Raw genomic sequence first — 18,784 nt, 5'->3', positions numbered from 1 at the left:
GCCATCTGAAGGGGGATTAATCTTCCAAGTGGTTTTACCTAAAAAAATAGAGAGCCATCTTGAGAAATATTCTAAATAATTCAAGTTGTGGCTAGGCGTCAATCGAGGTTACCTCGGGGAGCATACATAAGTATGTGACCCGAGTAGCCGAGTGAAGACAACAACGCCACAGCTTGAAGTATGACGAATATTAGGCGTCGACGAGCACCATTTTTAGTAGGAACATCGCCGCCACTAAAATCACACACAGCCCCAAATCACGCCAGCGGCCTGTACCAATTTTCATTGCACAGTACGCAATAAAGCCTAGTGCGATACCTTCTGTGATTGAGAAGCTAAATGGCATCATCACTGCGGTAATAAATGCGGGTACAGACTCAGTTAAGTCATCCCATTTCACGCGAGTTAGGCTTGATGTCATCAGCACGCCCACGTAAATCAAGGCTCCCGCAGTTGCATAAGCAGGTACCATACCTGCAAGAGGTGAGATAAACATAGTCAATAGGAATAAAACACCAACGACGATCGCGGTTAAACCTGTACGCCCACCAACAGAAACACCTGAAGAACTTTCAATATATGCAGTGACTGAAGATGTTCCCATCGCTGAACCTGCGACAGAACTCAAGCTGTCTACATATAAAGCTTGTTTCATTCGAGGGAAAGTCCCGCGTTCATTGGTGATACCCGCTTTGTCAGTCACCCCAATCATGGTACCTGATGAGTCAAACAAGTTGACTAGCATAAAGGCAAAAATCACACCAGATAACGCTAAATCTAAAGAACCAGAGAAATCAACCTGCCCCACGACACTCGTGATACTTGGCGGCATTGAGAATATCCCAGAATATTTCACATCCCCCAAAGCCAAACCAATCAAGGTGGTCACTGCGATAGAAACTAATACCGCGGCATGAATATTACGAGCCGCTAAGATTGCAATAATAAAGAACCCGAGGGCTCCCAGCCAAACATTATGGTGAGTCAAATTACCGATAGAGACTAACGTGTCTGGGTTAGCGACAATGATACCGGAGTTTTTCAGCCCCATCATCGCAATAAATAGGCCGATACCACTGGTGATCCCGACGCGAAGACTAAGCGGGATATTGGCGATAATCCAATAACGGATACGGAATAATGTCAGAATAAATAACCCGACTGCCCCCCAAAATACGGCCCCCATTGCAACTTGCCATGAATAGCCCATCGCGCCAACTACAACGAAAGCAAAAAAAGCATTCAGCCCCATAGCAGGTGCTACTGCAATCGGTAAATTTGCCAACAGCCCCATCAAAATACTACCAATAGCCGCAATCAAACAGGTGGTGACAAACACAGCTTTGATATCCATGCCTGCAACTGAGAGAATTTGAGGGTTAACAAAAACGATATATACCATCGTTAGGAAGGTGGTGAAGCCTGCAACAACTTCTGTCCGTGCTGTCGTGCCGTGCTCTTGCAATTTAAAAACACGCTGAAACAAGCCCTGCGGTTGTGCCGAGCTAGAAGATTGATTACTCATTAGATATTGCGCCCAAAAAAAGTTTTTTTCGCCCTATACTACAATTAAAAATCACAAAAGAAAACGATTGCGTAAACTATAAGAGGCAAAAATGTCCTAACTAACTGATACGCCAAGATGAAATAATAAAAATAAACCAAAATAGTGGAGTGAGGAAATGGTGGATATTTCACCACCACTTTTAATTTAGGAAAGTGCTAACAGTTTTTGTCGGCGCCAAAACAATAAACGATGTTTCGCAGCCATTTTTTGAGGTTGATGTTGCGCACTCAGCTTTGTCGCCACCCTATTCGCAATAATTTCTACCGCAAAACACATAACGAAATAAATAAATGCTACGAATAAGAAAACTTCGAGAGGATAAACCATTTCACGGTTATTCACTTGGGTTGCTAAGAAAGAAAGCTCCGCAACACCAACAACATAAGCCAACGAGGTATCTTTAATTAATGCTACCCACTGGTTAATAAATGAAGGAACCATCATACGTAAGGCCTGTGGCAATACGACATTCCACAATACCTGCCAGCGGCTAAACCCCAAGGATAACCCTGCCTGCCACTGCCCTGCTCCTATCGCTAAAATGCCAGCTTTCACGGCATGAGCCAAATATGCAGAAGTAATTAATGCCAATGCACAGACGACTGTTGCAATACCCGGAATTTCCATACCCAATAAGATTGGCAACAGAAAATAGGTCCAAAAAATTAACATAATGACCGGAATTGCACGGAAAAAACCTAAAATCGCAGCAAATAGGTTAACCCAGAAGCCCCGCAGCATGGCTAAAGCTATTCCACCCAATGTTCCTAATACAATAGAAACCGCACCGGCAAGTAAACTAATGACTAACGTCAGTGCAGCGCCTTCAAGTGGCCCATCCGGAAAAGTACCAAACAATAAATATTGCCAATTCTGCTCAATAATCGAAAAATCCATCTTATACCCCTTGAGCCAAATTACGCTGTTGACGCCACTGGCCCCAACCTTCCATTACCGCAATAATGGCAATATACAAAACGGTTGCCACACCAAATGCAGCAAAGGTTTGCAGTGTCTGGCTATCAACCTGGCGGGAGACATAAGACAATTCTGCGACGCCTATCGCCATCGTTAATGATGAATTTTTTACCACATTCATATATTGGCCCAGTAGTGGAGTCATCGCGATTTTAACGGCTTGCGGTAATACCACCAGTTTCATGGCCTGCCATGAGGTTAGCCCTAAAGCAAACGCAGCATATTTCTGTCCCTGACGAACGCCACGGATCCCAGCACGAATTTCTTCAGCGATAAACGGCACGGTATAAAGGGTCAAACCGATAAAACCGGCTAAAAATTCAAATGACGGCCAACCCACTGTGATTCCAAGTAAATGAACTTCATGGGGAGTATTGAGCCATTCCATTGCAGCAGAGGGTAAAATTTCACCAGAAGCGAAATACCAAAAGAATAACTGCACCAACAAAGGCGTATTTCTGAAAATAGAGATGTAGATACTCACAGCCCAACGCACAAGAGTAATTTGGCTATCCTTTGCTGATGCAACTATAAAACCCAATACAGTGGCTGCAACAATGGTACAAATCGAGATCCAAATAGTGATCAAAAAGCCGTAGCCAAACCATTCTAAATACTGCGGTGCCAAGAAATGGGCAGACCAAAAATCACCATTTAAAAATTTTTCAAACATTGTTCACGACCTATTGCCTTCACAGCTTGTGATTAAAAACTCATCCTTTATAACCAAGAACCCCACACAGAGTGCGGGGCTTCAAATCACTGAGTACTTACCGTTACCCATTAAGACTGTGGCTGTTGCTCACTCAGTGGTGCGAATTTAAAGTCTCCGCGTGGCTGTGCAGCTTTGGTATCTGGCCCAAACCAGCGGTTATAGATCACCTCGGCTTTACCTTCTTTCTCCAGTTTCAACAGTGTTTCGTTGACGTTTTCAACCAAACGCGTTTCACCTTTGCTTGCTGCCAATGCTTGGTATTCTTTCGTCAGGCTAAATGGGGAAATCTCAAAATCTGCTTTCACTTTTTCAGGTAAATTACCTAATAAGCCCACCAGTTTTGCATCATCTTGTGTGATAGCTTGGACGTTACCATTACGCAGTGCAGCGAAAGCTTGTGGGGTATCGTCATAAGAAATCACTTTAGTCTCAGGGAACCGCTCACGCAGAGTCACTTCCTGCACAGTACCTTTGTCTGCGCCAATACGCAGTGGTTTGATGTCGTCAGGTGTTTTTAATACGCCTTTACGGGCAATAAATTTTTGGCCTGTCGCAAAATCAGGAATTGAGAAATCAACTTGTTTTGCGCGTTCATCTGTAATGGTGAAGTTAGCGCCAATCAGATCAACTTTGCCCGAAGTCAGAAGTGGGATACGGTTTGCTGGGTTAGTGGGACGAAGCTCAAGTTTTACCCCTAAGCTATCTGCAATTTCTTGTGCGATATCCACATCATAGCCCGCTAATTTTTTAGTTTGTAGGTCAACAAAGCCAAATGGTGGATTGCTATCAAACACAGAAATGCGGATTACACCCGCTTGTTTGATATCATCTAATTTATCTGCGCTAGCGACATTCGCTGTCAGCGCTAAACCTGTAAGTAAAACAGTCGTTAGAATACGAGCTTTCATTGAACACCCCTGACGGTAAATTTTTGTAAATCGACCATCACAAGCTATCAACTATTGCTTAGCACTTGAAATAATATTAAATAATATATTTATAACAAAATAGAATATAAAACCACACAAAAAAGGGGCAAGCTTTGTACAAAGGCCCCAACATGGTTAAACCATCAATAGACTCTTATTGAGCAAGAAGAAAGTCGGTAGTTTGTGATGAAGTATCACCACAATTTGAAGTAACCCCATGTTCGTGTTGCGGCTAGGCACCAAGCTAGGATATTTCGGGGAGCATACATCAGTATGTGCCCCGAATCACCGAGCGAAGCCAACACCGCCACAGCACGAAATATGACCAGCGTTTATGCTCTAAATAGTTCGTATTGTGGCTAGGCGGCAAGCAAGGATATCTCGGGGAGCATACACCAGTATGTGACCCGAGTAGCCGAGCGAAGCCAACACCGCCACAGTACGAAATATGACGAGCATTTATTTGTTCGTTAGCATCTTTTCAAGACTATCCCCACCCACATGACGGAAATCCTGCCCCTTCACATAGTAGAAAATAAACTCACAGATGTTTTGGCAACGGTCACCGATGCGCTCAATTGAACGAGCACAGAATAGTGCTGTTAATACACTTGGGATCGTTCGTGGGTCTTCCATCATGTAGGTCATCAATTGACGTACGATGCCCTCATACTCTTGGTCAACTTTCTCATCTTCACGGTAGATACGAATCGCTTCTTCAAGATCCATTCGAGCGAACGCATCTAATACATCATGTAGCATTTGTACTGTATGACGACCTAATGATTCCAAACTCACTAACAAGGGCTGGTGTTGATGAGAAAATTTTTCCAATGCGGTTTGACAGATTTTGTCCGCAACATCACCGATTCTTTCCAGCTCAGCAATCGTTTTTGAAATCGCCATAATCAGGCGCAAATCACTCGCCGTTGGTTGGCGTTTCGCGATAATTTTAACGCATTCTTCATCAATGGCCACTTCCATCATATTGACTTTATGGTCATTTTCGATAACTTCACGTGCTAGGGCTTCATCCTGATTATGCATGGCCGTAATGGCTTTGGTAAGCTGCTCTTCGACCAGTCCTCCCATCGTCATTAATTCAGTATGGATATGTTCCAGTTCAGCATTGAACTGCCCCGATATATGTTTGTTGTGATTCAGCGTATCCATCGTCGGCTCCATATCAACCGTAGCGGCCAGTAATATAATCTTCAGTTTGCTTCATTTCTGGGGTAGTAAACATTTTGTCAGTATGGTTAAACTCGACTAACTCCCCTAAATACATGAAAGCCGTATAGTCAGAACAGCGTGCTGCTTGTTGCATATTGTGGGTAACAATCACCACGGTGTATTCTGATTTTAATTCACTAATCAGTTCTTCAATTCGACCAGTTGAAATAGGGTCTAGAGCGGAACAAGGTTCATCTAGCAATAAAACCTCAGGGCGAATAGCAATACCACGAGCAATACAGAGACGCTGTTGCTGGCCACCCGACAAGCTATAACCACTTTGGTGTAACTTATCTTTGGTTTCATTCCATAATGCCGCCTTTGTTAACGCCCACTGCACGCGCTCATCCATTTCCACACGGGATAACTTCTCAAATAAACGCACACCAAATGCAATGTTGTCATAAATAGACATCGGGAATGGTGTTGGTTTTTGGAAAACCATTCCGACTTTCGCGCGCAATAACGCAATATCTTGTTTATCAGTCAGGATGTTTTGGCCATCCAGTAAAATTTCACCTTCTGCGCGCTGCTCGCCATACAATTCATACATTTTATTGAAGGTGCGTAATAACGTCGATTTACCACAGCCTGATGGGCCGATAAATGCAGTCACTTTATTTTTTTCAATGTCTAAAGAGATATTTTTCAGTGCGTGAAACTTGCCATAATAGAAGTTGAGGTCACGTACTTTAATTTTACTATTTGCAATATCGTTTGCATTAATCATGGTTTGCTTTTCTCTCTAAATCTTTATTTATCTGGCGCTTAGTGTTTTTTCTGTGCGAAAACAACACGTGCAATGATGTTAATCAGCAGGACACATAAGGTAATTAACAGAACCCCAGCCCATGCAAGCTCTTGCCATTCAGAGAATGGGCTCATTGCAAATTTGAAGATTGTCACTGGTAAGTTGGCAATTGGCTCGCTCATATCTGTACTCCAGAACTGATTTGACAGTGAAGTAAACAGAAGCGGTGCGGTTTCCCCAGCAATACGTGCAATTGCAAGCAAGATCCCAGTGATAATCCCTGACACAGACGCTTTTAGCGTAATAGATAAAATCATTTTCCATTTTGGTGTGCCAAGTGCATAAGCGGCTTCACGCAAGCTATCCGGAACTAATTTCAACATATTTTCAGTAGTTCGGATAACAATTGGAATTTGCAGCAATGCAAGCGCCACGACCCCAGCCCAACCCGAGAAGTGCTGCATTTGAGCAACCACAATGGTGTACACAAACAACCCTACAACGATAGATGGAGCTGATAATAAAATGTCATTAATAAAGCGGGTGACTGAAGCTAACCATGACTTACGCCCATATTCAGCTAAATAAATTCCCGCTAAAATCCCTAAAGGCGTACCGATAACTGTCGCCCATAAGATTAATAAGCCACTACCTACGATGGCATTTGCCAACCCGCCACCTTCCGTATTAGGTGGTGGAGTCATTTCAGTAAACAGATTGAGGGACATGCCATCAATCCCTTTAGTGACTGTAGAAAATAAAATCCACACTAACCAGAACAAGCCGAAAGCCATAGTTAACATCGAGACAAGTAGCGCCATTCTGTTAACTTGGCGACGCCACGCTTGACGACGAGCTCGTTCTTTTTCATTCACTGCGATAGGTTGAGATATCGACATTTTAACGGCCCTCATTTTTCGCAAGACGCATGACCATTAACTTGGAAATCGCTAACACAATAAAAGTGATAACAAACAGGATCAGTCCAAGTTCCATCAAGGCCGAAGTATGTAAGCCGCTCTCAGCTTCCGCAAATTCATTTGCCAGTGCTGAGGTAATACTGTTTCCAGGCATAAACAGTGATGCGCTATCAAGTTGGTAAGTATTACCAATCACGAAAGTAACCGCCATGGTTTCACCCAGTGCACGGCCAAGACCTAACATCACTCCACCGATTACCCCATTGCGGGTATACGGCAGCACGATATTCCAAATCACTTCCCATGTCGTACAGCCAATCCCGTAGGCTGACTCTTTCATCATCACAGGAGTTTGTTCAAATACATCGCGCATCACTGACGCAATATAGGGAATAATCATAATCGCGAGGATAATCCCCGCTGCTAAAATACCGATTCCGAATGCAGGCCCTGAAAATAGTTCACCGACAATCGGCACACTCGACATCACATTACCAACTGGTTCTTGGAAATACTCTGCAAACAAAGGTGCAAAGACAAATAACCCCCACATCCCATAAACGATACTTGGGATAGCAGCAAGGAGTTCAATCGCGATACCAAGAGGACGTTTTAGCCAATTGGGAGCCAGCTCGGTTAGGAATAGTGCTATACCAAAACTAACGGGTACTGCGATAATCAGAGCAATTAACGATGTAACGATAGTGCCATAAATAGGCACAAGAGCACCGAATTCTTCCGCCGGAGCATCCCACTCTTTGGTCCACAAAAACGAAAACCCAAACTTCTGCATACTTGGCCAAGATGCAAAAATAAGGGAAATAATAATGCCTCCGAGCATTAACAAAGTGATGAGCGCGGCAATCTTTACCAGTGCACTAAAAATCACATCACCTGATTTGCTGGGAGCTCTAAATGCCGTTGTTTTCTCGGCCATGCGCTTTGTTCTCATTTCATTCCTGCTCTTTTCTACAGGATTGCGTTACAACGATGAGCGGGTAAGCTCTGTTCCTCAGCACTTACCCGCCATTTCCAACCCTAAGTGCACTTAGAAAACCTAAGTTCACCTAGAATAATGCTTTACCTTGGCTATCTTTAACTTCTGTTTTCCATGCTGCACGTACTGCGGTCACGACTTCTTGAGGTAAAATTGCGTAATCTAGTGCTTCCGCTTGTTTACCACCTTTATCATAAGCCCAGTTGAAGAAATCAAGAACCGCTTTGCCTTTTTCCGCATTCTCTTGCTGCTTGTGAACTAAGATGAATGTGGTTGAGGTTATCGGCCATGCATTCGCACCATCACGGTTTGTTAAATCTTGAGCAAAAGATTTAGACCAGTCCACTTTCTTCGCTGCTGCGCTGAAGCTATCACCCGTTGGTGAAACCGCTTCGCCATCAGCGGAGATTAATTTAGTATACGCAAGGTTGTTCTGTTTTGCGTATGCATATTCAACATAACCGATAGAACCTGGTAGACGCTGTACGAAAGCTGCAACGCCATCATTCCCTTTACCACCTACGCTATTTTTCGGCCAGTTAACGGTAGAGCCCGCACCAACGTCTGATTTCCAGCTTGCGCTTACTTTAGCAAGGTAGCTCGTGAATACGAACGTAGTACCCGAACCGTCAGAACGTCTAACGACTGCGATAGCTTGGTCTGGTAAACTCACATTTGGATTCAATTTAGCGATTGCTGGGTCATTCCATTTAGTGATTTTACCTAAATAGATATCACCTAATGTGTTGCCATCTAAAGTCAATTGCCCAGACTCAATGCCTTTTACATTTACAGCCAGTACCACACCACCGATAACCGTAGGGAACTGGAATAAGCCATCTTCTTTGAGTTTTTCATCAGTTAATGGGGCGTCAGAAGCTCCGAAATCAACTGTTTTTGCATTAATTTGTTTGACACCACCAGAAGAACCAATCCCCTGATAGTTTACTTTATTACCTGTTTCTTTCTGATAAGAATCTGCCCACTTCGCATAAACAGGAGCAGGAAAGGTCGCGCCAGCTCCGGTCAGGCTGGTAGCAGCAAAAGAAGACATTGCAGTCAGAGATAAAGTTGCTGCCATTACGCTTGCTAAGGTGGTACGCGTCATTTTCATAATCCCTCCGGGGATGTATAGAAACAATCAAGTATGAAATTGTTGGGTGTATGTCACGGTAGGAAAAATAGGACAATTTAGTTACGACAACATGTCGTTTTTATGACAGTTTTATGACAATTGTTGATTTTTTCACTGGCGAGGAAACAAAAACAAAGATGGATTAGATTTTATATTATAAAATTCAAATAGTTAAAAAACTATTATTTCAAAGCTGACGTCAAAAAGAAAAATGACAGACTGTCATAAAAGCGAAAAATATTTTTATCCTGCAACCATAAAATAATACTCAAAACAATTTGCGTTGCAGCTAGGCGGCAAGTGAGGATATCTCGGAGAGCATACACAAGTATGTGACCCGAGTAGCCGAACGCAGCCAACAACGCTGCGGCGCAAAGTGTGAAGAGTATTTAGTCTTCTTTCTCTTTAAGAGGAAGCAAAGCCCTAATAGCAAACCCGCCACGCTCACTTTTATGAATCTCAATGCTCCCTTCATGAGCATCGACAATTCGGCGAATAATCGCTAGCCCTAGCCCTGTGCCTTTGTTGCTACGAGCTTTTTCACCCTGTACAAATGGCTGGAACAGGCGATGAATGTCTTCTTCTTTGATACCTGCACCATCATCTTCGACTTGGAACCAAACGGAGTCTTCCGTTTTTCCACTACTGACTTTGATCCAGCCATTACCATAGCGGTAAGCGTTAACTATCATATTGGTAATCGCGCGTTTAATTGCTAATGGGTTACCATTAACAATCATTGAGCCAGGCTCAAGTGCGGTTTCAATTTCACCGATGACATTACTTTCTGAGTTCACCGCTTCCATTAAAATAGCGTTAAGGTCACAGAATTCCATATCCATTTCTTGACCTGTTTTCAGATAAGACATGAATTGGCCGATGATCGCATCACACTCTTCTATATCTTTATTAATAGATTCAGCCAGATAGCTATCTTCTGGGCTCATCATTTCTGTCGCTAAACGAATACGGGTTAAGGGAGTTCTTAGGTCATGACTTACCCCTGCCATTAAGACAGTTCGGTCATTTTCTAAGGTTTTAATCCCTGCAGCCATGTGGTTAAAAGAACGAATAGCAGCTCTAACCTCAGTGGCGCCTTTTTCCTGCATTGGGGGTAAAATGACCCCTTTGCCGACTTCACCTGCGTGGTATTCCAATTCAAGCAACGGCTTGTTCTGGTAGCGTATATACAACCATACCCCTGCAAAAATGGTGAGAAAAATTGTTAATGTATAGCGAAAAACAAGGGAGAACTGGTTTTGGCCGATTTCAGTCAGTGGAACTCGCACCCAAATATCAGGTGCGAGATAAGACGTTAGCCATAGAATGGGATATTCTCGGCCTAATTCAAGGTGAACACTCGCCTTACCACCAATATATTCCGACATGTGTTCGCTTAGAAAATCATACTCTTTTGCCCAATTCAGCCCTTCTTCCATCGCCGCTGAATGTGCATAAAAGGTAATTCCTAATTCATTGTAGATTTTCTTACGCAACGCGGGAGATACCCGCACTGAGGTTCCATCTTGTAGAACCATTTTCTCTGTCATTAATGTTCTTACTTCGTATGCCAGTACCTTGTTGAATTGCTGTAAGCTAGGCATTACAACAAAATTCAACACGACCATATAACTGGTTACGAGACTCGCAAACAGTAAGGCTACAAATAAAAATAACGAGCGAGAAAATGTACTACGCCTTGAGAACCTCAGTCGCTTCATGCTTTACTTCCATCAGGAACAAACACATAGCCCAAACCCCAAACCGTCTGGATATAACGAGGGTGTGCTGGGTCTTCTTCAACCATGCGGCGTAAACGTGAAATTTGAACATCGATTGAACGTTCCATCGCACTGTATTCACGACCTCGCGCTAAGCTCATTAACTTGTCACGAGATAACGGTTCCCTTGGGTAAGAAACCAACACTTTTAACACCGCGAATTCACCGCTGGTTAATGGCATATTCTCATCACCTTGGAACATTTCTCGTGTCCCAAGATTTAATTTAAATTTACCAAAAGTAATTATCGCATCATCTTGAGATGGCGCACCCGGTAATTCATTAGCTTGGCGACGTAAAACCGCACGAATACGAGCTAGCAATTCCCGTGGATTAAAAGGTTTTGGAATATAGTCGTCCGCACCGATTTCTAAGCCAACGATGCGATCAACTTCTTCGCCTTTCGCTGTTACCATAATAATAGGAATTGGGTTATTTTGACTACGTAAGCGACGGCAAATTGATAAGCCATCTTCACCCGGTAGCATTAGATCTAAGACGATCAGATGAATAGATTCTCTTGTCAGGATTCTGTCCATCTGTTCTGCGTTCGCGGCACTCCTTACCTGAAAACCCTGCTCAGTGAGGTAACGTTCCAGCAGTGCACGTAAACGCATATCATCATCGACGACAAGAACCTTATAACTTTCCTGCATTTTGTAGCCCTCAAGATGTGCATCTTTCAAATTATTTTTTTAATGAATGTAAGTAAAACAATATTAATGCTCACTAATTTACCACTAACGTAGGATTTAATGAATCATTTTACACTTCAGGTGGTTAGTGGCTGGTAGCTTATTTCTAACACAAAATAAGTCACCTGCCCTCCTGGCGTATTTACTGTTATTTCATCATCAACCTGTTTACCTATCAAGGCTCGTGCTACGGGAGAATCAATTGAAATCCATTGTTTTGTAGGGTTGAATTCATCAGCACCGACGATACGGAATATTCTGATATTTTCATTTTCATCTTCTAGTTTAACCCATGCTCCAAAAAACACACGGCCTTCTTGGCGAGGATCAGGCTCGATAATCCTTAATTGATCCAATCTTTTGGATAAAAAACGGATGCGCCTATCAATCTCACGCAACCTTTTTTTACCATAAATATATTCTGCATTTTCTGAGCGATCCCCTTGAGCAGCGGCCTCTGAAACAGATTGAGTAACCCGAGGGCGTTCTTCCTTCCACAGGTACTTCAGCTCTTTATCTAATGCATCCCAACCTTCACGTGTAATTAAAAGACTTTTAGTCATAACCTTCAGATTTTAGCCAGTGGAGCCATAATTATAATATTTTATAGAACATAATCTGAGACTTTCCTACCAATAGGCTCAAATTCAGTCTGGAAATTCTCTTTCTCACCAAGTATAACAGTGCAGTAAATTTTTTAACTGTTCTTTCAGTAGGTATTTAAATTCGACATGAATGAAACTCTAAGCCAAATTATTGCAGCGGAACTGCAAGCCCAGCCGAAACAGGTTTTTTCTGCCATCACACTGTTAGATGAAGGGAATACTGTCCCGTTTATTGCACGTTACCGTAAAGAGGTTACCGGTGGGTTGGACGATACTCAGCTTCGCCAGCTAGAAAGCCGTTTAGGGTACTTGCGCGAATTAAATGACCGTAAACAAACCATTCTCAAATCGATAGAAGAGCAAGGTAAATTGACTCCAGAGCTTGCCTCCGCTATTGACACTACGCTCAATAAAACCGAACTTGAAGACCTGTATCTTCCGTATAAACCGAAACGTCGCACCCGTGGGCAAATTGCCATCGAAGCAGGACTTGAGCCTTTAGCTGACACCCTGTGGAATGACCCTAACCAGTCACCTGATGAACTCGCAAAAACCTATATCGATGCAGACAAAGGTGTTGCTGATGTCAAAGCCGCTTTAGATGGTGCTCGCTATATCCTTATGGAACGCTTCGCCGAAGATGCGGCTCTTTTAGCGAAAGTTCGCGACTATATTTGGAAAAATGCCCATCTTGTTTCTGTTGTTGCAGAGGGTAAGCAAGAAGAAGGGGTAAAATTTAGTGACTATTTTGAACATCACGAGCCTGTTGCTCAAGTCCCTTCTCACCGAGCTCTTGCGATGTTCCGTGGTCGTAACGAAGGAATTTTACAACTTTCATTAAACTGTGATCCACAGTTCGATGAACCGCCAAAAGAAAGTTACTGCGAAGAAATTATCACCCGCCATTTAGATATTCGTTTAAATAATGCTCCGGCTGACCAATGGCGTAAAGCCGTGATCAGCTGGACATGGCGTGTCAAAGTATTACTGCACTTAGAAACAGAGGTCATGAGCTCACTGCGCGAAAAAGCTGAAGAGGAAGCTATTAACGTGTTTGCTCGTAACCTTAGTGACTTACTGATGGCGGCGCCAGCGGGAATGCGTGCCACCATGGGCTTAGATCCAGGTTTACGTACTGGGGTGAAAGTCGCAGTTGTGGATGCGACAGGTAAATTAATTGCGACGGATACGATTTATCCGCACACCGGACAAGCTGCAAAAGCGGCAACCATCGTTGCGGCACTTTGCCAAAAACATAACGTCGAATTAGTGGCGATTGGTAACGGCACCGCTTCTCGTGAAACGGAACGTTTCTTTGCTGAAGTACAAAAACAGTACCCTGAAGTCACTGCACAGAAAGTCATTGTCAGCGAAGCTGGCGCTTCTGTTTATTCCGCTTCTGAACTTGCGGCTTTGGAGTTTCCTAGCTTAGATGTGTCTTTACGTGGTGCCGTATCTATTGCTCGTCGCCTACAAGACCCGCTTGCTGAATTAGTGAAAATTGACCCTAAATCCATTGGGGTTGGCCAATATCAGCATGATGTTAGCCAAACTCAGTTAGCGCGTAAACTCGATGCGGTCGTCGAGGACTGTGTAAACTCCGTTGGTGTTGATTTGAATACCGCTTCTGTTGCCTTACTGACTCGCGTTGCCGGTTTAAGCAAAATGATTGCGCAAAACGTGGTGGACTGGCGCGACCAGAATGGCCAGTTTAGTGATAGAAAACAGTTACTGAAAGTTGCACGCCTTGGGCCAAAAGCCTTTGAACAATGTGCGGGCTTCTTACGTATCACCAATGGTGAAAACCCGTTAGATGCTTCTACTGTTCACCCTGAAGCTTACCCGATTGTTGAAAAAATTCTTGAGTCTGTCCGCCAGCCGCTCAAAGAAATTATGGGTAACTCACAGGTGCTTAATGCCTTGAGCCCACGTGACTTTACTACTGAGCAATTCGGGGTTCCAACTGTCACTGATATCATTAAAGAACTGGAAAAACCGGGTCGTGACCCACGTCCTGAGTTTAAAACTGCCACCTTCGCAGAAGGTGTAGAAACGATGAATGACCTGACTTCTGGCATGATATTAGAAGGCGCAGTCACTAATGTGACCAACTTCGGTGCTTTTGTGGATATTGGTGTTCACCAAGACGGTTTAGTTCATATTTCTTCACTTTCAAATAGTTATGTCGAAGACCCACACAAGGTGGTAAAAGCGGGCGACATTGTTAAAGTAAAAGTGTTAGATGTTGATATTGCACGTAAACGTATCGCTTTAACGATGCGTTTAGATGAGCAAGCGGGGGATTCTAATAGTTCTCCTCGCCGTGCCGCCCCTGAACAGGAAAAAAATACGCGTAAAACACCTCAATCAAGAGGAAGTTCACGCCAAAACAACGCATCTTCGGGTAATAGTGCCATGAGTGATGCCCTTGCTGCTGCATTTGGCAAAAAACGTTAACTCTGTTAATAGGCATCGCAATGTACCTGTTGTGGTGCCTATTTCAATAAATAATGCTGTAATTAATTATCCCAGCCAATATATTAGGCATAATTAAACCCTCTCCCCCGTTTACCCCACCATTATTTTTGCTAACGAAACACCGCAAACTCAATGCTTCATTGATCCATATCAAGTCAAATTGACGAAAAAAGAGGCTAAATATAATAAAAGGTGGATGATTATGATTCTCATTGTTAATTAGATTTATTGTTGTTTGGTGGTCTCGTTACCTGAGCAATTGTAATCATTAACAATTGTCATCGATATCATTATGAATTAAATGATTAGGAAGACACTATGGCAATACTTCCTCAATGCAGCTACAAAATACTTGGTTTCTCCCCAGAAATCAGTCCTGCATACCGACAAAAACTGCTTTCACTCGGTTTACTTCCGGGTTCTGTCTTTAAAGTGGTGCGTTTAGCGCCTTTTGGCGATCCTGTACAAATAGAAACTCATCGTGTCAGCTTAGTGCTACGCAAAAAGGATCTCGCCCTACTCAACCTAGATGAAGCGACCACCGCTTAAGTATTTCTTTTTTATTATTGGCAAACACTATGAAACGATTAACTATCGGCTTAATTGGTAACCCCAATGCAGGCAAAACGACCCTATTTAACCAACTTACAGGGTCAAGACAGCGGGTCGGTAACTGGGCAGGGGTCACTGTTGAACGAAAAGTGGGTCGCTTCCATACCGATGACCATAAAATCGAGCTTGTTGACCTACCCGGCACTTACTCTTTGACCACCATTTCTGAACAAACCTCTCTCGACGAACAAATCGCCTGCTACTTTATTTTAAGTGGTGAGGCCGACATGCTCATTAATGTTGTCGATGCATCCAATTTAGAGCGTAACCTCTATCTGACATTACAATTAGTTGAGTTAGGCGTTCCATGTATTGTTGCCTTGAATATGTTGGATATCGCTCAAAGCCAACATATTGATATTAATATTGCTGAATTAGAAAAACAGCTCGGTTGCCCTGTGATCCCAATGGTTTCAACTCGAGCAACTGGTATCGATAAACTGAAAAAAGCCATTGATACACATCCACAAAATAGCCAACAAGCCCTTGTGGAATATCCACCCCAGTTATTGCAGGCAGTGGATTCGTTATCTGAACAAATTTCAACACAACAATTTAGCCATCAGCAACGCCGCTGGTTAGCATTACAAATTCTCGAAGGAGATATTTATAGCCGCCAACGTGCAGAAATATCTGAAGGGCAATTACTGGCGATACGCCAAACACTGAAAGAAGGCTTAAACGAAGAGCCTGAACTACTCATCGCTGACGCACGTTATCAATCTATTGCCACAATTTGTCATGCCGCGATTAACAATAGCGCCGCTGAACCAAATCGACTAACACAATCACTGGATAGATTTATTCTGAGCCGTTGGCTCGGTGTACCTATTTTCTTATTTGTGATGTACCTGATGTTTGTCTTAGCCATTAACATTGGTGGGGCATTGCAGCCTTTCTTTGAAGGTGCTTCTGAGGCGATATTTATTCATGGTATTCAGTGGGTTGGTGCCTATTTCAGCTTCCCTGATTGGCTCACTATTTTCCTTGCCCAAGGTGTCGGCGGTGGTATTAATACAGTATTACCGTTAGTACCACAAATCGGGATGATGTACCTGTTTCTTTCAATACTGGAAGACTCGGGTTATATGGCACGAGCCGCTTTCGTGATGGACCGCCTCATGCAGGCGCTAGGTTTACCAGGTAAATCCTTCGTACCGTTGATTGTCGGCTTTGGCTGTAACGTACCATCAATTATGGGTGCACGCACGCTAGATGCACCACGTGAAAGACTAATTACTGTATTAATGGCTCCGTTTATGTCTTGTGGGGCAAGACTGGCCATTTTCGCCGTTTTTGCTGCCGCTTTCTTTGGCAAAAATGGGGCTAGTGTGGTCTTTTCTCTCTATATTTTAGGGATTGTTGTCGCCATTTTGACAGGGTTATTACTAAAACATACCCTTATGCGTGGCGAGGCCTCTCCGTTTATTATGGAGCTTCCGGTTTACCATGTACCGCACATCAAAACATTGCTGATTCAAACATGGCAACGCCTAAAAGGCTTTGTGGTACGAGCGGGTAAAGTTATCGTCGTTGCCAGTATCTTTATTGGTGCATTAAATAGTTTCTCTTTCTCTGGTAAGCCTGTTGATAATATTAATGACTCTGCACTCGCTTCTGTCAGTAAAGTCATTACCCCTGCGTTACAGCCGATTGGTGTGCATGCAGATAACTGGCAAGCGACCGTGGGGTTAATTACCGGGGCGATGGCTAAAGAAGTCGTCGTGGGGACTTTAAATACTCTGTATACCGCTGAAGCCATTACTTCTGAGCCATTCGATGCAGAATCATTCAATTTATGGGAAGAACTAGGAGATGCGGTTTCTGAAACTTGGGACAGCTTAAAAGAAACTTTCACCTTAAGTGCGCTATCAAACCCTATCGAAGCCAGTAAAGGTGATGGAGAGATGGAGTCCGGTTCAATGGGCACTATGGCAGCGAAATTTGGTTCAGGCATTGCTGCCTATAGCTACCTAATCTTCGTCTTACTGTATGTGCCTTGCGTCTCGGTGATGGGTGCTATCGCACGTGAAACCAATAAAAGTTGGATGAGTTTCTCCATTCTGTGGGGCTTGAATGTGGCTTATAGCCTCGCGGCTCTGTTTTACCAAGTTGCCACATTCAGCGAGCACCCACAACGCAGTTTGATTACCATTGCTGCGGTTGTCCTGTTCAACCTTGCCTTGTTCATATTCTTACGCCGCATGCGTAGCCGCGTAACCCTGAACATCAAGAGCAAAACTGCAGAGCAATGTTCTGGCTGTTCAAGTGATGCTTGCCACTAAGGAATAAAACGATGACTAGCTTGCTGCAAATAAGAGATTTAATCGCCTTATATGGGCAAGCTGACATCGCGCTACTCAGTGAGCAGCTAAATACACCGGTTCCATTAATTCAAGCGATGGTTGAGAAACTCGTCAGCTTAGAAAAAATTGAACAAGTCGATATCAGTGCTTGTTTAACAGGCAGTAGCTGTAAAGGTTGCCCTGAAAGCACTGATTGCACTCATTTTGTGTATAAAATCAAATAATAGAGACACCACAAAAAATCAGCCCCAAGTTAGGCTGATTTTTTTTATTTATTCCTCGGTACGACTTTGAAAATCCAACAAGTATTCGCAGAACTCATCAGGATGAGAAATAAATGGCGCGTGAGCGCTATTGCGCATAATCACGGATGGCGAATTCGGATACAGCTCATCTAAAATAGGCACTATTTTGCGCGGTACCAAGCCATCGAGATAACCATAAATGCGCAAGAAAGGAATAGGTAACTGTTTTAATTCATCCCGCAAATCTTCGGTACGTAATGATTCAAGCCCTGCATTTAGTGTTTCAACCGTTGGAATAGGCTGCTCAAGTACCACAGATTTCAAAGTTTTTGCATCATTTCTTGCACTTTCAGTGCCTAAAGTTTGCAATGCTAAAAAACGCTCGACGGTGCGATGAAAATCAGCCGAAAGTTGCTGTTCGAAACCTAATAAAACTTCCGGTCGGATCCCCGCCCAACCGTTTTCTTCTGCTTTAAAGCATGGAGAAGAAGCAACGGTAATTAACCCTTTGACTTCATAAGGATGGTCAAGCGCAACACGACTTGCAACTAGCCCACCAAGTGACCAACCGAGCCAAATCGCGTTTTTAGGGGCTTGCTCCCACAAAATATTCGCCATCGATTGAATATTCATGGGGGAGAACCCTTGGCTACGTCCGTACCCCGGCAAGTCAACCAAATGAACCCGAAAGTGCGAAGCGATTCGCGGAATAATTGTTTGCCAGACTTGTGCGTTCAGTCCCCATCCGTGCAGCAACACAAGATCTTGTTTACCTTCACCAACAGTCTGCCAATATAACTTTGCCATCGTTACACTCTCTTCATTCATTTATTTGTC

17 protein-coding genes are annotated in these 18,784 nt (G+C 43.4%); 4 read left to right on the top strand and 13 right to left on the bottom strand.

What is annotated here, in order from left to right:
* Positions 1-190: 190 nt before the first annotated feature.
* The 12 genes from P3L44_RS01225 to greB all read right to left on the bottom strand — a co-directional run bounded on the left by P3L44_RS01225 (position 191) and on the right by greB (position 12,264).
* Positions 191-1,525 (bottom strand): NCS2 family permease, encoded by a 1,335-nt coding sequence (locus P3L44_RS01225; protein WP_272661837.1) that lies wholly within the window; start codon positions 1,523-1,525, stop codon positions 191-193.
* A 186-nt stretch (positions 1,526-1,711) separates the two neighbouring features.
* Entirely contained in the window at positions 1,712-2,464 is a 753-nt protein-coding gene (locus P3L44_RS01220) for an amino acid ABC transporter permease (RefSeq protein WP_272661836.1), read from the bottom strand.
* A gap of 1 nt (position 2,465) precedes the next feature.
* Positions 2,466-3,218, bottom strand: coding sequence for an amino acid ABC transporter permease (locus P3L44_RS01215; RefSeq protein ID WP_272661835.1), 753 nt, complete (start codon positions 3,216-3,218; stop codon positions 2,466-2,468).
* 110 nt (positions 3,219-3,328) lie between these two features.
* Complete coding sequence (locus P3L44_RS01210; RefSeq protein ID WP_272661834.1) at positions 3,329-4,168, bottom strand: ABC transporter substrate-binding protein; 840 nt, start codon at positions 4,166-4,168, stop codon at positions 3,329-3,331.
* A gap of 480 nt (positions 4,169-4,648) precedes the next feature.
* The gene (gene phoU, locus P3L44_RS01205; protein WP_036958602.1) at positions 4,649-5,362 is read right to left on the bottom strand and encodes a phosphate signaling complex protein PhoU; all 714 of its coding nucleotides are present in this window, start codon (positions 5,360-5,362) and stop codon (positions 4,649-4,651) included.
* Positions 5,363-5,375: 13 nt separating this feature from the next.
* The gene (gene pstB, locus P3L44_RS01200) at positions 5,376-6,152 is read right to left on the bottom strand and encodes a phosphate ABC transporter ATP-binding protein PstB (protein ID WP_004262838.1); all 777 of its coding nucleotides are present in this window, start codon (positions 6,150-6,152) and stop codon (positions 5,376-5,378) included.
* Positions 6,153-6,190: 38 nt separating this feature from the next.
* A complete protein-coding gene (gene pstA, locus P3L44_RS01195; protein WP_004266119.1) occupies positions 6,191-7,072 on the bottom strand; it encodes a phosphate ABC transporter permease PstA in 882 nt (293 codons plus the stop codon).
* A gap of 1 nt (position 7,073) precedes the next feature.
* Positions 7,074-8,030, bottom strand: coding sequence for a phosphate ABC transporter permease PstC (gene pstC, locus P3L44_RS01190; RefSeq protein ID WP_004262847.1), 957 nt, complete (start codon positions 8,028-8,030; stop codon positions 7,074-7,076).
* 130 nt (positions 8,031-8,160) lie between these two features.
* The gene (gene pstS, locus P3L44_RS01185; protein ID WP_272661833.1) at positions 8,161-9,204 is read right to left on the bottom strand and encodes a phosphate ABC transporter substrate-binding protein PstS; all 1,044 of its coding nucleotides are present in this window, start codon (positions 9,202-9,204) and stop codon (positions 8,161-8,163) included.
* Positions 9,205-9,614: 410 nt separating this feature from the next.
* Positions 9,615-10,946: a two-component system sensor histidine kinase EnvZ gene (gene envZ / locus P3L44_RS01180; RefSeq protein ID WP_036958604.1), complete on the bottom strand. Its 1,332-nt coding sequence runs from the start codon at positions 10,944-10,946 to the stop codon at positions 9,615-9,617.
* Entirely contained in the window at positions 10,943-11,662 is a 720-nt protein-coding gene (ompR, locus tag P3L44_RS01175) for a two-component system response regulator OmpR (protein WP_004266122.1), read from the bottom strand. The genes envZ and ompR overlap by 4 nt, the downstream gene beginning before the upstream one ends.
* Positions 11,663-11,778: 116 nt before the next feature.
* The gene (greB, locus tag P3L44_RS01170; RefSeq protein ID WP_004262861.1) at positions 11,779-12,264 is read right to left on the bottom strand and encodes a transcription elongation factor GreB; all 486 of its coding nucleotides are present in this window, start codon (positions 12,262-12,264) and stop codon (positions 11,779-11,781) included.
* Between the two features lie 168 nt (positions 12,265-12,432).
* On the opposite strand from greB, the gene P3L44_RS01165 reads away from it, so the two are divergent.
* The 4 genes from P3L44_RS01165 to P3L44_RS01150 all read left to right on the top strand — a co-directional run bounded on the left by P3L44_RS01165 (position 12,433) and on the right by P3L44_RS01150 (position 17,926).
* Positions 12,433-14,763: a Tex family protein gene (locus P3L44_RS01165; RefSeq protein WP_272661832.1), complete on the top strand. Its 2,331-nt coding sequence runs from the start codon at positions 12,433-12,435 to the stop codon at positions 14,761-14,763.
* A gap of 339 nt (positions 14,764-15,102) precedes the next feature.
* Positions 15,103-15,333 (top strand): ferrous iron transporter A, encoded by a 231-nt coding sequence (gene feoA, locus P3L44_RS01160; protein WP_004262866.1) that lies wholly within the window; start codon positions 15,103-15,105, stop codon positions 15,331-15,333.
* 29 nt (positions 15,334-15,362) lie between these two features.
* Positions 15,363-17,681 carry a Fe(2+) transporter permease subunit FeoB gene (feoB, locus tag P3L44_RS01155; protein ID WP_109912390.1) on the top strand — a complete coding sequence of 773 codons (2,319 nt, stop codon included), beginning with the start codon at positions 15,363-15,365 and terminating at the stop codon, positions 17,679-17,681.
* Positions 17,682-17,692: 11 nt separating this feature from the next.
* Positions 17,693-17,926, top strand: coding sequence for a FeoC-like transcriptional regulator (locus tag P3L44_RS01150; protein ID WP_140171975.1), 234 nt, complete (start codon positions 17,693-17,695; stop codon positions 17,924-17,926).
* A 48-nt stretch (positions 17,927-17,974) separates the two neighbouring features.
* Here the strand turns inward: P3L44_RS01150 and bioH are convergent, their stop codons facing one another.
* Positions 17,975-18,754, bottom strand: coding sequence for a pimeloyl-ACP methyl ester esterase BioH (gene bioH, locus P3L44_RS01145; protein ID WP_272661831.1), 780 nt, complete (start codon positions 18,752-18,754; stop codon positions 17,975-17,977).
* Positions 18,755-18,784: the final 30 nt, after the last annotated feature.

Source organism: Providencia sp. PROV175 (assembly GCF_032707045.1).
Lineage (GTDB): Bacteria > Pseudomonadota > Gammaproteobacteria > Enterobacterales > Enterobacteriaceae > Providencia > Providencia hangzhouensis.
Note: the sequence above shows the minus strand (reverse complement) of the source record. Positions and strands in the feature narration are given on the sequence as shown.